At 69.9% G+C, this 13,847-nt stretch carries 16 protein-coding genes; 9 read left to right on the top strand and 7 right to left on the bottom strand.

Features of this window, described 5'->3' with window-relative positions; all coding sequences use genetic code 11:
• Window positions 1-385: 385 nt before the first annotated feature.
• Window positions 386-1,345, bottom strand: a complete 960-nt coding sequence (locus P2P98_RS11710) for a hypothetical protein (RefSeq protein WP_275799996.1) — start codon at window positions 1,343-1,345, stop codon at window positions 386-388.
• Window positions 1,346-1,796: 451 nt separating this feature from the next.
• Here P2P98_RS11710 and rplK point away from each other — a divergent pair, with 451 nt between their 5' ends.
• The 6 genes from rplK (at window position 1,797) to P2P98_RS11680 (ending at window position 6,623) form a co-directional block, all read left to right on the top strand.
• Window positions 1,797-2,228 (top strand): 50S ribosomal protein L11, encoded by a 432-nt coding sequence (gene rplK / locus P2P98_RS11705; protein WP_058595375.1) that lies wholly within the window; start codon window positions 1,797-1,799, stop codon window positions 2,226-2,228.
• Window positions 2,229-2,239: 11 nt separating this feature from the next.
• Window positions 2,240-2,932 (top strand): 50S ribosomal protein L1, encoded by a 693-nt coding sequence (gene rplA / locus P2P98_RS11700; RefSeq protein WP_058595376.1) that lies wholly within the window; start codon window positions 2,240-2,242, stop codon window positions 2,930-2,932.
• Between the two features lie 180 nt (window positions 2,933-3,112).
• Window positions 3,113-3,919: an amino acid ABC transporter substrate-binding protein gene (locus P2P98_RS11695; protein WP_275799993.1), complete on the top strand. Its 807-nt coding sequence runs from the start codon at window positions 3,113-3,115 to the stop codon at window positions 3,917-3,919.
• Window positions 3,920-4,054: 135 nt separating this feature from the next.
• Window positions 4,055-4,720: an amino acid ABC transporter permease gene (locus tag P2P98_RS11690; RefSeq protein WP_275799991.1), complete on the top strand. Its 666-nt coding sequence runs from the start codon at window positions 4,055-4,057 to the stop codon at window positions 4,718-4,720.
• Window positions 4,707-5,492 (top strand): amino acid ABC transporter ATP-binding protein, encoded by a 786-nt coding sequence (locus P2P98_RS11685; RefSeq protein WP_275799989.1) that lies wholly within the window; start codon window positions 4,707-4,709, stop codon window positions 5,490-5,492. The genes P2P98_RS11690 and P2P98_RS11685 overlap by 14 nt, the downstream gene beginning before the upstream one ends.
• Window positions 5,493-5,582: 90 nt before the next feature.
• Complete coding sequence (locus tag P2P98_RS11680; RefSeq protein ID WP_275799988.1) at window positions 5,583-6,623, top strand: DUF561 domain-containing protein; 1,041 nt, start codon at window positions 5,583-5,585, stop codon at window positions 6,621-6,623.
• A gap of 13 nt (window positions 6,624-6,636) precedes the next feature.
• Here P2P98_RS11680 and P2P98_RS11675 read toward each other — a convergent pair whose 3' ends face one another.
• Together P2P98_RS11675 and P2P98_RS11670 are read right to left on the bottom strand one after the other, a co-directional pair.
• The gene (locus P2P98_RS11675) at window positions 6,637-6,912 is read right to left on the bottom strand and encodes an acylphosphatase (protein WP_275799986.1); all 276 of its coding nucleotides are present in this window, start codon (window positions 6,910-6,912) and stop codon (window positions 6,637-6,639) included.
• Window positions 6,913-7,019: 107 nt separating this feature from the next.
• Window positions 7,020-7,679, bottom strand: coding sequence for a LysE/ArgO family amino acid transporter (locus P2P98_RS11670; RefSeq protein ID WP_275799985.1), 660 nt, complete (start codon window positions 7,677-7,679; stop codon window positions 7,020-7,022).
• A gap of 69 nt (window positions 7,680-7,748) precedes the next feature.
• Here P2P98_RS11670 and P2P98_RS11665 point away from each other — a divergent pair, with 69 nt between their 5' ends.
• The gene (locus P2P98_RS11665; RefSeq protein ID WP_275799984.1) at window positions 7,749-8,636 is read left to right on the top strand and encodes a LysR family transcriptional regulator ArgP; all 888 of its coding nucleotides are present in this window, start codon (window positions 7,749-7,751) and stop codon (window positions 8,634-8,636) included.
• Window position 8,637: 1 nt separating this feature from the next.
• Here the strand turns inward: P2P98_RS11665 and P2P98_RS11660 are convergent, their stop codons facing one another.
• The 4 genes from P2P98_RS11660 to P2P98_RS11645 form a co-directional block, all read right to left on the bottom strand.
• Entirely contained in the window at window positions 8,638-9,657 is a 1,020-nt protein-coding gene (locus P2P98_RS11660; RefSeq protein WP_275799983.1) for an NADP-dependent oxidoreductase, read from the bottom strand.
• 329 nt (window positions 9,658-9,986) lie between these two features.
• Window positions 9,987-10,460, bottom strand: a complete 474-nt coding sequence (locus P2P98_RS11655; protein WP_275799981.1) for a MarR family transcriptional regulator — start codon at window positions 10,458-10,460, stop codon at window positions 9,987-9,989.
• On the bottom strand, window positions 10,453-12,147 hold the full coding sequence (locus P2P98_RS11650) for an MDR family MFS transporter (RefSeq protein WP_275799980.1): 1,695 nt from the start codon (window positions 12,145-12,147) through the stop codon (window positions 10,453-10,455). Before P2P98_RS11650 ends, P2P98_RS11655 begins: the two co-directional genes overlap by 8 nt.
• Window positions 12,148-12,246: 99 nt before the next feature.
• Entirely contained in the window at window positions 12,247-12,921 is a 675-nt protein-coding gene (locus tag P2P98_RS11645; RefSeq protein WP_275799978.1) for a YqaJ viral recombinase family protein, read from the bottom strand.
• Between the two features lie 102 nt (window positions 12,922-13,023).
• Here P2P98_RS11645 and P2P98_RS11640 point away from each other — a divergent pair, with 102 nt between their 5' ends.
• Both P2P98_RS11640 and P2P98_RS11635 read left to right on the top strand, forming a co-directional pair.
• Window positions 13,024-13,425, top strand: a complete 402-nt coding sequence (locus P2P98_RS11640; protein ID WP_275799976.1) for a hypothetical protein — start codon at window positions 13,024-13,026, stop codon at window positions 13,423-13,425.
• 222 nt (window positions 13,426-13,647) lie between these two features.
• Window positions 13,648-13,847 (top strand): hypothetical protein (locus P2P98_RS11635; RefSeq protein ID WP_275799973.1); only part of this gene is annotated, 200 nt, incomplete at its 3' end.

Below are 13,847 nucleotides of genomic sequence, written 5' to 3'. Positions count from 1 at the left end.
GCCGGCGGGGCGTTCGCCGTTCCCCGCGGCTCGTCCCGCGTCGGACGTGCGCGCGGCCTCGGTGCGTGTGGGGTCCCGCCCGCGCGGCCTCGGTGGGGTTCCTGCACGCGCGGTCGCTGTGTGGGCCACGCATAAACGCGATCCGCTCGCAGAAACACGCTCTGCTCGTGTTTTTGTGCGCGAACGGCGTTTATGGGCGCACCCCGCGCTGCGTGCCGTGCTCGCCGTCCCGCCTTTCCGGCTCGCATAAACGCGATCCGCTCACATAAACACGCTGTGCACGTGTTTTTGTGCGCGAACGGCGTTTATGCGCGGCTGCCCCAGTCGGCCGGGGCTTCGCTTCTGCACGTCTCGGTGCGCAACGGACCGCGCAGCACGCCGAGGCTCAGGTCGAGCGCGGGTTCCGACCCACGGCTGAAAGGGCTGCGAGGTCGGGGCGTCGCACCGGACGCAACCCGGCCGCGAGCAGCGCGTCGCGCAGGGCGTCGACCCCGAGAGCGCCCGCGTAGTCCCAGCGTGCGACGCGCCACCCCTGTCGGCGAAGGGCGTCTTCGCGCTGTTTCTCCGCGCGCAGCGCTTCAGCAGCCGCAGCGGGATCATGCAGGCCGTACTTCGACCACCCGTCGCTCTCGCCGATCACTCGATGTTCCGGCCAGCAGAAGTCCGACCTGTACGTGCGCCCCGCGACCTGATGCTCCGTCTGAAGCGCCGGAGCGGGGAACCCGCACCACTCGATGACGGCTCGACTGATCGATTCTCCCGGCGACTCGGCCATCGGGACGGCGCGCGTCAGCGCCCACTGCGCCCGGCGCACTCCGAACGTGTTGCTCTGTTCGAGCAGACGTTCCAGGAACTGTTCGGCGTCCAAGCCGAACGTCCGTGACGCCGCATCCGCGACCGCCAGCCCGAGCGCCGGGGGGAGAGCGCGCGCGAGGTCGACGACGACGTTCGGGATGGTCGTGATCCGGATGCCGGCCACCTCGCACGTCGATCGCGGATCAGCGCTCGTGTGCACGGTGACGTCGCCGTAAGACACCGACCGCGCGCGACGTCCGTCGAAGATGTGGATCATGCGCGGCTCCCCGAACACCGGCAGTCCGACCAGCGCCGCGGCGGACTCATGCGAGAACACCGCATCTCTTCGTGCCACGGCGAACGCGTGGACTCGCACCAGGTAACGCTCCCACGGTGCGAGGCCGTCCCATGCGGTACGAACGGTGTACACACCCGAGCGGACGCGCAGCATCGACTCGTCGCGCCAGAGTGGCGGTCCGGATCGCGGCGCGCCCGAGGCCACGATCAGCGGTGCGGGCGAGGCGCGGAGCGCCCGGGGTGCGGTGTCCATTCCGCGAGGGTGCCACGTTCTCGCGCGCCGCTCGGGACGCCTGTGGATAACCACCGGCGCGGTCGCCGCATAAACGCGATTCACGCACAGAAACACGTGCACATCGCGTTTCTGCGCGCGGATAGCGTTTATGCGTGGGGGAACCGCCGTGCCGCACCCGCCCACCCGCGCCGCGGACCGCCCCGCCGGCCAGCGACGCGGCCCCGCCCCCCGGCACCCACCCGCGCCGTGACCCCGCCCACCCGCGACGCCGGACGCTAGACGCCAGACGCCAGACGCCAGACGCCAGACGCCAGACGCCAGACGCCAGACGCCAGACACCGGATGCCGCGACGTGGCGTATGATGTGAAGGTTGCTCGTGCGTCAGCACGGCGACGACCGCTGTCCGGAACCGCCGGACGTGCGGGAGAGAGGGAGCCGCGAGGCACCCGCTCGAGAGAGGAAAAGGATATGGCACCCAAGAAGAAGGTGACCGGCCTGATCAAGCTCCAGATCAACGCCGGTGCCGCCAACCCGGCGCCGCCGATCGGCCCCGCGCTCGGTCAGCACGGCGTCAACATCATGGAGTTCTGCAAGGCCTACAACGCCGCGACCGAGTCGCAGCGCGGCAACGTGATCCCCGTCGAGATCACGGTGTACGAGGACCGCAGCTTCACGTTCATCCTGAAGACGCCCCCCGCGGCCGAGCTCATCAAGAAGGCCGCCGGCCTGCAGAAGGGCTCCGCCACCCCGCACACGACCAAGGTGGGCAAGCTCACCAAGGAGCAGGTGCGTCAGATCGCCGAGACCAAGCAGCCCGACCTGAACGCGAACGACATCGAGGCCGCCTCGAAGATCATCGCCGGCACCGCCCGTTCCATGGGCATCACGGTTGAGGACTGAGGGAGATAACAATGGCTACCAAGTCCAAGGCATACCGGGCCGCCGCTGAGAAGGTCGCGCCCGACACGTTCTACACCCCGACCGAGGCCGTCGCCCTCGCGAAGGAGACCGGCTCGAAGAAGTTCGACTCGACCGTCGAGGTCGCGCTGAAGCTCTCGGTCGACCCCCGCAAGGCCGACCAGATGGTCCGCGGCACGGTCATCCTGCCCCACGGCACGGGTAAGACCGCGCGCGTCATCGTCTTCGCCAACGGCCCCGCGGCCGAGGCGGCTCTCGCCGCCGGCGCCGACGAGGTCGGTGGCACCGAGCTCATCGAGAAGGTCGCCGGCGGTTACACCGCGTTCGACGCGGCCGTCGCCACGCCCGAGCTCATGGGCCAGGTCGGTCGCCTCGGTAAGGTCCTCGGACCCCGCGGCCTCATGCCGAACCCCAAGACCGGCACCGTGACCCCCAACCCGGCCAAGGCCGTCGAGGAGATCAAGGGCGGAAAGATCGAGTTCCGCGTCGACAAGCACGCCAACGTCCACTTCGTGGTCGGCAAGGCGTCGTTCTCGGCCGAGCAGCTCGACGAGAACCTGAAGGCCGCGCTCGAGGAGATCGTCCGCCTCAAGCCGTCGAGCTCGAAGGGCCGTTACATCCAGAAGGGCGCTGTCTCGACCACGTTCGGTCCCGGCATCCCGCTGGACGTCAACGTCCTCGTCTGACGACCGTCACCGGAAGCCCCGCTGCGCCTCGCGCCGGCGGGGCTTCCGCGTGTCAGCAGCACTCCGCAGCTGCACGGACGTGCAACACGACGTCATCCGGGAAGACTCCCACTGCGCTCCGTGTTGTGCTGGAAGGCGCTCTCGCGCCTCACCCCCCAACCCCACCACCAAGGAACAGCTATGCCCCGTCGCCGTTTGACCGTCCTCGCCGCCACCCTGGGTCTGAGCGCCCTCGCGCTGACCGCCTGCAGCGGCGGCACGACTTCTGGAGCGACCCCCGGTGCGGGATCGGAGTACGGCCTCGTCTCGGACGGCACCCTGACGGTCGCGACCGAGGGCACCTACCGCCCGTTCTCGTTCCACGAGGGCGCGGGTGACCTGACCGGCTTCGACGTCGAGATCGCGAAGGCCGTGGGCGACAAGCTCGGCCTCGAGGTGAAATTCCAGGAGACGCAGTGGGACGCGATCTTCGCGGGCCTGGATGCCGGGCGCTTCGACGTCATCGCGAACCAGGTGTCGATCAACCCGGAACGTCAGCAGAAGTACACCTTCAGCGACCCGTACACCGTCTCGCGCGGCGTCATCGTGACCACGGAGGGCGACACCTCGATCTCGAGCTTCGCCGACCTCGCGGGCAAGACCACCGCCCAGTCGCTCACGAGCAACTGGTACGAGCTCGCGACCCAGAGCGGCGCGCAGGTCGAGGCCGTCGAGGGCTGGGCTCAGGCCGTCGCCCTGCTCAAGCAGGGTCGTGTGGATGCCACGATCAACGACCAGCTGACCTACCTCGACTACGAGAAGACGAACAGCCCCACGGGCCTGAAGATCGCGGCCCAGACCGACGACACGTCCGAGAGCGCCTTCGCGTTCAAGAAGGGCCAGGACAAGCTCGCGGAGGCCGTGAACGGTGCTCTCGAGGAGCTTCGCGCCGACGGCACGCTCGCGGAGATCAGCCAGAAGTACTTCGGTGAGGACGTCACCCAGTAAGCACGCGCTGTAAAGCCCCGCGGACCGCCCTCTCCTCACCTCTAGCGTGGAGCGGGGCGGTCCGCCCCCGCGTGATGGATCCCGGGCACGCGCCCGTGTGAAGCGGGCGCCCCGCCCGTGTGAAGAAGGAGGCCCATGAACGACGTCTGGTCGTTGATGCTCGACTCGTTCTGGCCGATGGTGCTGGCGGGACTGCGGGGAACCATCCCCCTGTCGCTGGCCTCGTTCGCGATCGGCCTCGTCATCGCGCTTCTCATGGCGTTGCTCCGGCTGTCTCGCAACGTCGTGCTCTCCGGCTTCGCCCGGTTCTACATCTCGATCATCCGTGGCACGCCGCTGCTCGTGCAGCTGTTCGTGATCTTCTACGGCCTGCCCGCGGTCGGCGTCACCATCGACCCGTTCCCCGCGGCCGTCATCGCGTTCTCGCTGAACGTCGGCGGGTACGCCGCCGAGGTCATCCGCGCCGCGATCCTGTCGGTCCCGCGCGGGCAATGGGAGGCCGCTCACACCGTGGGGCTCTCGCCGCGCAAGACGCTGACGCGCATCATCCTCCCGCAGGCGGCTCGCGTCTCGGTGCCTCCGCTGTCGAACACGTTCATCTCGCTCGTGAAGGACAGCTCGCTGGCATCCCTCATCCTCGTCTCGGAGCTGTTCCGTCAGGCGCAGAACATCGCCGCGTTCTCGTACGAGTTCATGGCCGTCTACCTCGAGGCGGCTCTGATCTACTGGCTGTTCTGCCTGGTGCTGTCGTTCGGGCAGAACGCGCTCGAGAAGAGATTGGACCGCCATGTCGCCCACTGAGACTCCTCTGCTGCAGGTCACGGGCCTCAAGAAGAGCTTCGGCGCCAACCGCGTGCTCGACGGCGTCGACCTCGAGGTGCGCCGCGGCGACGTGCTCGTGCTGATCGGCCCCTCGGGCTCCGGCAAGACGACGGTTCTGCGTTGCCTCAACGGCTTGGAGACTCCGGATGCCGGTGTCGTGGCGTTCGACGGAGGACCGAGCGTCGACTTCGCGGGACGTGTGAGCAAAGCCGATCGCATGGCTCTGCGCGACCGTTCGGCGATGGTCTTCCAGCACCACAACCTCTTCCCGCACCTCACGGTCTTGCAGAACGTGATCGAGGGGCCGGTGCAGGCGCACGGTGTCCCGCGAGCGGAGGCCGTCGCGCGCGCCGTGACGCTGCTCGACCGCGTCGGACTGACCGAGAAGCGCGACGCGTACCCCTCGGAACTCTCCGGCGGACAGCAGCAGCGCGTCGGCATCGTGCGCGCCCTGGCGCTTCAGCCGCAGCTGCTGCTCTTCGACGAGCCCACCAGTGCTCTCGACCCCGAACTCGTCGGCGAGGTGCTGACCGTGCTGCACGAGCTCGCGAACGAGGGCTGGACGATGGTCATCGTCACTCACGAGCTCGGTTTCGCGCGCGAGGTCGCCGACGAGGTCCTGTTCTTCGACGAGGGCGTGATCGTGGAGCGCGGTGCGCCATCGGAGCTGCTGCGCCAGCCGAAGAAGGAGCGCACGCAGCGCTTCCTCAACCGCCTGCTGCGCCCCCTCGACGGCCCCGATCCCGCCTGACGCCGGCCCGTCGCCGCGGTCGCCTCGTCGCGCGATCGCGGGGCTGGCTCCGCCGAAGCGGACGCGCGTCGGCCCGGGTAGCGTCGGAGCATGCGCCTCGAGAACCTGCTCGGCATCGACGTCCCGATCGTCCTCGGTCCTTTCGGCGGCCTCTCCTCGGTCGCTCTGACCGCGGCGGTCAGCGACAGCGGCGGCCTCGGCTCGTACGGTTTGTACGGATACACGGCCGACCGCATCCACGACACGATCGCTGCTCTACGGGCGGCGACATCGGGGCCGATCGCGGTGAACCTCTGGCTCCCGCGCGGCGACGAGGTCACCCCCGACGACGTCGACGTCGACCCCTTCCTCCGCGGTGCGGCGCCCCTGTACGCGGCCGCGGGTGTCGCGCCACCCGTGCCCCCGGCATCCTTCCTTCCGCCCCTCGACGAGCAGCTCGACGCCGTGTTCGCCGCGCGACCCGACGTGTTGAGCGTCGTGTTCGGGGTTCCGGATGCCGCCACCCTGGCTCGCGCGAGGGACCTCGGCATCCGCGTCCTCGGTACGGCCACCTCGGTCGCCGAAGCGGTCGCCCTCGATGCGGCGGGGGTCGACGCGGTGGTCGCGACCGGAGCGGAAGCGGGCGGGCATCGCGTGTCGTTCCTGCGGGACCCCGCGCAGTCGCTCGTCGGCACGTTCGCGCTGATCCCGCAGGTCGTCGACGCGGTGGACGTTCCCGTGATCGCGGCCGGGGGGATCGCCGACCGACGCGGGGTGGCGGCGGCCCTGGCGCTCGGTGCGGCCGGAGTGCAGGTCGGGACCGCGTTCCTGCGCACCCGGCGGTCGGCCGCGACCCCGGGTCACCGGGACGCGATCGCTGCGGCGGCCGACGTCGACACGGTGCTGACGCGAGCGATGAGCGGACGCCTGGCGCGCGGCATCCCGAACCGCGCGATGCGCGACCTCGAGGCCACGGGGATGATCGCGCCGTTCCCCGCACAGAACTGGCTGACCGGGGTGTTCCGCGCCGCGGCGGCTGCGGCGGGCGAGCACGACCTGGTGTCGCTGTGGGCGGGGCAGTCCGCGGGTCTCGCGCGTCTCGACGACGCGTCCGAGGTGCTCGCGGAACTCCGCGCGGGGCTGCCTGGCTAGGTGACCGCGCGGGTCAGACGGTCGCGCGGATCTCGAAGGCGTCGGGGGCCGTCTCGGAGCTGACCGCGACCTCGACCCGATCGACCGCGGCCGACGGTGGGCCGTGATGCGCCCACGCGAGGACGTCCTCCACGATCGCCGGATCGCCCGACAGCAGAGCCTCGACCGTGCCGTCGCGTCGGTTGCGGACCCACCCTCGCAGGCCCGCGCGCTGCGCCTCCTCGCGCAGGGCATACCGGAACCCGACACCCTGCACCCGTCCGTGCACCGTGATGGTCACTTTTCGCATGGGTCCATTCTCGTCGCCGAGCCTCCGGCAGCTCGGGGCGCGTTCGTCACGTCGGGGCGCGCGAACCGCCCTGAACCTGGCGATGGTGGAACGGACGCGATCGCCGCTCAGTGCGGGAGCACGAGCGAGAGCGCGAGCGCGAACATGACCACGGCGATGATCGCGTCGAGGATGCGCCACGCGCGCGGCGTATCGAGCCATCGCCCGAGGAAGCGGGCACCGAAGCCCAGGCCCGAGAACCACACGAGGCTCGCCACGCACGCGCCGAGCGTGAACGCCCACCGCCCGTCACCGTGAGTGGACGCGACCGAGCCGAGCAGGAACACCGTGTCGAGGTAGACGTGCGGGTTCAGCCAGGTGAGGGCGAGACAGGTCAGCACGGTTGCGACGAGGGTCGTGCGGGCCGGGCGGGTCTGCACGATCGTGGCTCCGGCATCCGGAATCGACGGGGACGCGGCGGTGTCGATGCGCAGCGTCTCGCCGCTCGGACGCACGGCCCGCCGAGCGGCGAGGACGCCGTATCCGACGAGGAATGCGGCACCGGCCCAGCGCACGACCACGATGAGCCAGGGGACCGCCTGCAGCACGAGCCCGATTCCCGAGACGCCGAGGAGGATGAGGATCGCGTCCGAGACCGCGCAGACGGCGACGACGGCGAACAGGTGCTCACGTCGAACACCCTGGCGCAGGACGAACAGATTCTGCGCGCCGATGGCGACGATGAGCGAGAAGCCGAGGCCGAGACCGGCGAGCAGGGGAGCGAGCACGCTCCGACGATAGGGGTGCGCGGAACGAAAGCCCAGCTCAGGATTCTGATGGGCCATTAGCATCGCTTCATGTCGATTCCCCTCGATCTCGCCCGCACGCTGGCCGTCGTCGTCGAGGAGGGAACCCTGGATGCCGCGGCCCGCCGCCTGCACGTCACTCCGTCCGCGGTGAGTCAGCGCCTCCGCGCGCTTGAGGATCAGCTCGGTCGCGTGGTGCTGGTCCGCTCGAAGCCGGTCCGCACGACCGAGGCCGGCGACGCCGTGGTGCGTCTCGCGCGCCAACTCGCGCTCCTCGAACACGATGCGCTCGCGGCGATCGGAACGGAGGACGGGGCCGTGGCATCCGTCCCGCTCGCGGTGAACGCCGACTCGCTCGCCACGTGGTTCCTGCCGCCGCTGGCGCGCGTGGCGGCCCATCGACCGGTCGTGTTCGATCTGCACCGCGACGACCAGGATTTCACCGCGGGCCTCCTCGAGGCGGGCACGGTGATGGCGGCGGTCACCTCGCGTGAGACCCCGGTTGCGGGATGCCGCGTGCGTCGGCTCGGCGTCCTCAGATACGAAGCGGTGGCGACGGTGTCGTTCGCGGCACGCTGGTTCGCCGACGGGGTCGATGCGGCCTCGCTGGCGGACGCGCCCGTGGTGGACTTCGACCGTCGCGACGACCTGCAGACGCAGTGGTTGGTGCGTCGGGGAGTGGCGGCGGGGGCCCCGCCGCGGCACCGGGTTCCGGCATCCCAGGACTTCGCCACCGCCGTCGAGTTGGGCCTCGGATGGGGGCTGCTGCCGCGCTTCCAGTCGGCCGCCGGCCTGGCCGAGGGCACGCTGGTGCGCCTCGGGGACGATCCGATCGACGTGCCGCTGTTCTGGCAGCAGTGGAATCTCACGTCCTCCCTCCTCGACGACATCGCGGAGGAGGTCGTCGAGGAAGGACGCCGGGTGCTCGCGAACGGCTGAGTCAGTCGTCGCTGACGTGCAGCACGATCTTGCCGCGGGTGTGTCCGCGCTCGAGCTCGGTATGCGCGGCGGCTGCGTCATCGAGGTCGAAGACCCGGTCGATGAACACGCGCACGGCACCGGAGTCGATCAGGCGACCGATCGTGGCGAGCGCTGCGCCGTCGGGGATCGTCTTGTAATCGGTGGACCGGATGCCACGCGCCGAGGCCGCCTCGCGGAATCCCGGCCAGGCGCCGGTCGGCACCTCGATCAGCAGACCGCCGGGACGCAGCACCTCGAGCGATCGCGTTCCCGTCTCGTCGGCGACGTTGCCGATGAGGTCGATGACGACGTCGACGTCGGCCACGACGTCTTCGAAGCGGGTCGACGTGTAGTCCACGACTTCGGCGGCGCCGAGGTCGCGCAGCCAGTCGAGGTTGTGGGGAGACCCCGTGGCGATGACGTGTGCGCCGAAGTACGCGGCGAACTGGACCGCGAAGTGCCCCACTCCGCCGCTTCCGGCGTGCACGAGGATGCGCTGACCCTGGTGGGCGAGAGCGGTCTCGACCACGAGGCCCCACGCGGTGAGCGCGGCGACCGGGACGCCCGCGGCCTCGACGTACGACAGGGCGGCGGGCTTGCGCGCGAGCGACAGGGTGGGGACCACGGCGTACTCGGCGTAACCGCCGGGCGTGCGGGGGACCGCGGCCATGCCGTACACCTCCGTGCCGACGGGGAAGGGGTGCGCGTCGAACGGGGCCTTCACGACGACTCCGGACACGTCGAGCCCGAGAACGGACGGCCACGCGTCGATCGCGCCCGACATTCCGCGGCCCGCGCGGGTCTTGGCGTCGATGGGGTTGATGCCGGCGGCGACCACCCGGATGAGCACCTCGCTGAGCACGGGTGTCGGGACCGCGATCTCGGCGACCCGCAGCGCGTCGGCGGCGCCGGGAGCATCGAAGACGACCGCCCGCATCGTGTCGGGGACCGCGGGGGCGGGGTCGATGCTCGTCTCGGGACGCGTCGATCGGAATCTCATCGGGCGCTCTCTCTCGCGTACGGGCGGCGGCACCGCCGCGGTTCCCCCAGTCAATCGCGCGATTGTCTCCGCGGTGTTACACCTCGGTCACCGTGTCGCGACGGGCCGTTCAGCGCCTGGCCGGGGCGTTGTGCGGTCTGCCCACGCCGCGGGCGTCTGCTCCTCGGGCCTCCGAGAGCGCGCGGCGGGCGTGAACGCGCCGCTCGAGTGTCCACGACACCCGGGCGATCCGAAAAGACACCGAAAAGACATCCGGGTGTTTCGCACACTCAGCGAAAGCCGGGCCGCTCGCAGCGAACGCGCGGTCGGCCCGAACGGGCGTGCGGCGCTCAGTCGCTCGCGGGGACCTCGCCGACGGCGAGGGCGTGCAGCAGCGTCGAGAGGTGTTGGATGTCGTCGACCGACCAGTCCGCCAACGCCTCGAACAGTCTGCTCTCGTGCGGAGCGCGGGCGTCGGCGAGGCGCTGGTGACCCAACTCCGTGACCGAGATCAGGCGGGAGCGTCCGTCGTTGGGGTCGGGGGCCCGCGTCACCAGACCCAGGTCCTCGAGCTCGCTGATCGCCCGGCTCAGGAACCCCTTGTCCGCGGTCAGTCGCTCGGCCAGGGCGGAGAGGGTGAGCGGTCCGAAGCGACTCACGACCGACAGGGCCTTGAAGGTCGCGGGGAGCATCCCGGGACTCACGCGTTCCGCCGCCTCGGAGACGAAGCGGCGGAACACGGTCATGAGCTCCGAAAACGACGCCTCCAGGGCCTGCACAGCCTCACGGCGCTCGTCGTTCGGTTCGCTCGTCACGTCAGACATCCTCTCGCATCTGAGCCTCGCGGCGTGCGCGGCGGGAGGGAGTGGCATCCTCAGTCGGCACCGCACCGGTCGCGGCCAGCGTCGACATGCCCGCCGGAACCGACACGGTGGCGAAGTCCGCCTCGCTCGCCGCCACGCGCTCGGTGGTCGTCATGCGGGTCAGCGGACGGTTCGGCAGGAAGAGGATCGCGATGAGGCTGACCACGGCGACCGGCACCGCGATCAGGAACGAGTGGGCGATCGACTGGGCGTAGATGTCCTCGACGATGACGCGCACGCTGTCGGGCAGCGTCGACACCTGCGGGATGGTGCCCGACTGCAGGGACTGGGCGACGGATGCGCCGTTCGCGCCGAGGCCCATGATGGCGGCCTTGAGGTCTTCGGCCCGGTCGGTGAACAGGCTCGTGGCCATGCTGGCGAGCGCGGCTCCCATGACCGAGACGCCGATCGTGCCGCCGAGGCTGCGGAAGAACGTCACGCCCGAGCTGGCTGCGCCCATCTGGGTGGGGTTCGCGGTGTTCTGCACAACGAGGACGAGGTTCTGCATCGTCATGCCGACGCCCGCGCCGAGCAGGAACATGTAGATCGAGACGAGGGTGAAGTTCGTGTCGTAGTGGATCGTCGACAGCAGGTACGACCCGGCGATCAGGAGCACCCCGCCGGCGATGAGGAACGGCTTCCAGCGGCCGAAGCGGGAGATGAGCGCGCCCACGACGATCGACGAGACCAGGAGGCCGCCGATCATGGGGATCGTCATGACGCCGGCTTCGGTGGGCGTGGCGCCGCGCGCCATCTGCATGTACTGGCTCAGGAATACCGAGGTGCCGAACATCGCCAGACCCGTCGCGATCGAGGCGATCGTGGCGAGGGTGAAGGTGGCATCCCGGAACAGGGTGAGCGGCACGAGCGGCTCGGAGGAGCGCAGCTCGACGACGACGAACAGGATCGCGGCGATGACGGCGCCGCCGACCATCAGCATGGTCTCGGTGCTGGCCCAGTCGAAGGACTTCCCGGCGTTGGTGACCCAGACGAGGATGAGCGAGACCGCGGTCGAGAGCAGCACGATGCCGAGGTAGTCGATCCTGACCTTCCGCTTCGCGCGTGCAGGCAGGTGCAGCGTGCGCTGCTGGATCAGGAGGGCGGCGACGGCGAAGGGGAGCGCGACGAAGAAGTTCCAGCGCCAGCCGAACGCGTCGGTGATGACACCGCCGAGGAGCGGACCGCCGACGGTGGCGACGGCCATGACCGCACCGAACAGGCCCATGTAGCGACCGCGCTCACGGGGGCTGATGATGTCGGCCATGATCACCTGGCTGAGGGCGGCCAGGCCGCCGGCGCCGAGGCCCTGCACCGCGCGGAAGGCGATGAGCATGTCGGTGTTCTGCGAGAATCCTGCCGCGGCGGTGGCGAGCACGAAGATCGCGATGGCGACCTGGATGAGCACCTTGCGGTTGAACAGGTCGGCGAGCTTTCCCCAGATGGGGGTCGAGATCGCCGTGGTGAGCAGGGTGGCCGTGATCACCCAGGTGTAGGCGTTCTGGTCGCCGGACAGGTCGTGCACGATGACCGGTAGCGACGTCGAGACGACGGTCGAGGCGAGCATCGACACGAATGTGCCGAGCAGCAGCCCGATGAGGGCCGGGAGCACGCGCCGTGCGGCGGTGGTCTCGGGAGAAGAGGTGGTCATGCGGAACTCCACGAAAAGGGGGACGGATGCCGCGACGACGGTGGCGCGATTAGTTGACTGATGTCAACGATACGCCTGATGTTTGACTTGCGTCAACTATTAATCAAGGAGCGCGAGGGCGCGATACCTCTCCGTGGGTTCCTGTCGAGCCGGGGCCGGCTGGCGCGCCTGCATGGTGCGGCGGTAGAGCTCGTCGATGAGCGAGGTCGCGAGTCCCACGAGTTTGGCGATCTCCCGCTCGTCGCGGTCGATCCACTGGCAGCGCGGCTCATCGTGCAGGGGCACGAATCCGTCGTGCTGTTCCCACGCCACGAGGGTCCGCTCCGCGCCGAGGACGTGTTGCTGCCACCAGATCTGCCGCATGTACGTGCGGGGGATCGAGCGCCAGGCCTTGTTGGTCGTCTTGATCTCGGCCAGCACGACGCGCCCCTCGCCGTCGACGACGACGCCGTCGGGAGTGGCCAGGTGCCGCTTCTCGACGACCGCGTGGTACAGGGCTGACGAAGGTTGGATGCCGTGCGTCGCGGCCACCCACGCGGCGATCTCGGGCTCGCGCCGACGGCCGTGCGCGGTGAAGGCATTGCCCGAGAAGTTCGAGCCCATGAGCTTGGCATCCGCTGCGCGCGCGATCGCGTTCGGGCTGGTCAGGGTGGCGACGTCGGTCGCGGTGATCCCGCGCGAACGCGCGCGGATCCAGGCGACGCGATCACGCGAATCTGCGACGATCCGGGCGTCGAGGTCGGCGCTGCGGGAGGCGACGAGCTCGGGGGACATGCGTTCGACCCTAACCCCGCTCGACGGCGGATCTCGTGTGACGCTCGGCGCGTCGGCATCCGGGGTCTTGTCATCGAAGTAAGGGTGACCTAAGTTGAGGTCATGACTCCGGATGCCGAGCACCTCCGTCGCCCCGACGGTGGATGCTGGTGCGAGCTCGAGGGGGCCGTGCTCTTGGGCGGCGACGCGAGGAATCTGCCCGAGATGCGGCGGATCGCTGCCGCGCTGTCGCCCGCGGCGCACGTGACGATCGCGATCGAGATGTCGGGGGTGCGGGAGATCGAGCCGTTCGACGCGGGCGACGCGCGGGTGAGCTGGCTCGATCGTTCGGTCGGCGGCCGGATCCGTCCGCGTGGCGAGCGTTTGGCGCAGGCGATCCACGCCTGGTGCGCCGAGTGGGCGTGCGGGGAGTCTCCGGTCTGCACCGTGTGGCTCGGCGCCCGGACGCCCACGCGCATCGTGCGCATGACCCAGGCGCTGCTCCCGGCCCCGCGCGTTTCCTGATCGGGTGGGTGGCCGGTCGCGGCGGTGTCGCGAGATGACCGGCGTTTCACGAGATGACCTGGGTTTCGCCGTCATGGCGGGTCTTCTCGGCGAACGACGGTCATCTCGGCGAGGGACGGGGGTGCGGAAAGGGTTCCTGCACAGGCGGCGGCGGGAGCCGGCTGTCCACGGATCCCGACCGCAGGCGAGCGGGCGTGCATCAGGATGCCAGAGCATCGGGGAATGCGATCGGAGCAGCTGTGGTGGGGCCTCGGTTCCGGGATGTACTCCCGCGAGCAGTTGCTCTCTCGTGGTGTGCCTGCGAGCGTTCTGTCTCTCGCGTCGAAAGCGGGGCCGTGGCTTCGTCTGCAGCCGGGTGTCTACGTCGAGCGTGAGGTACATCTCGCGCGGCTTCCAGCTGAGCGGCACCGGGTCGCCGTCGC

Source organism: Microbacterium sp. Kw_RZR3 (assembly GCF_029222405.1).
In the GTDB taxonomy this organism is placed as follows: Bacteria; Actinomycetota; Actinomycetes; order Actinomycetales; family Microbacteriaceae; genus Microbacterium.
The sequence above is the reverse complement of the archived record's forward strand: the minus strand, read 5'-3'. Positions and strand labels throughout refer to the sequence as shown.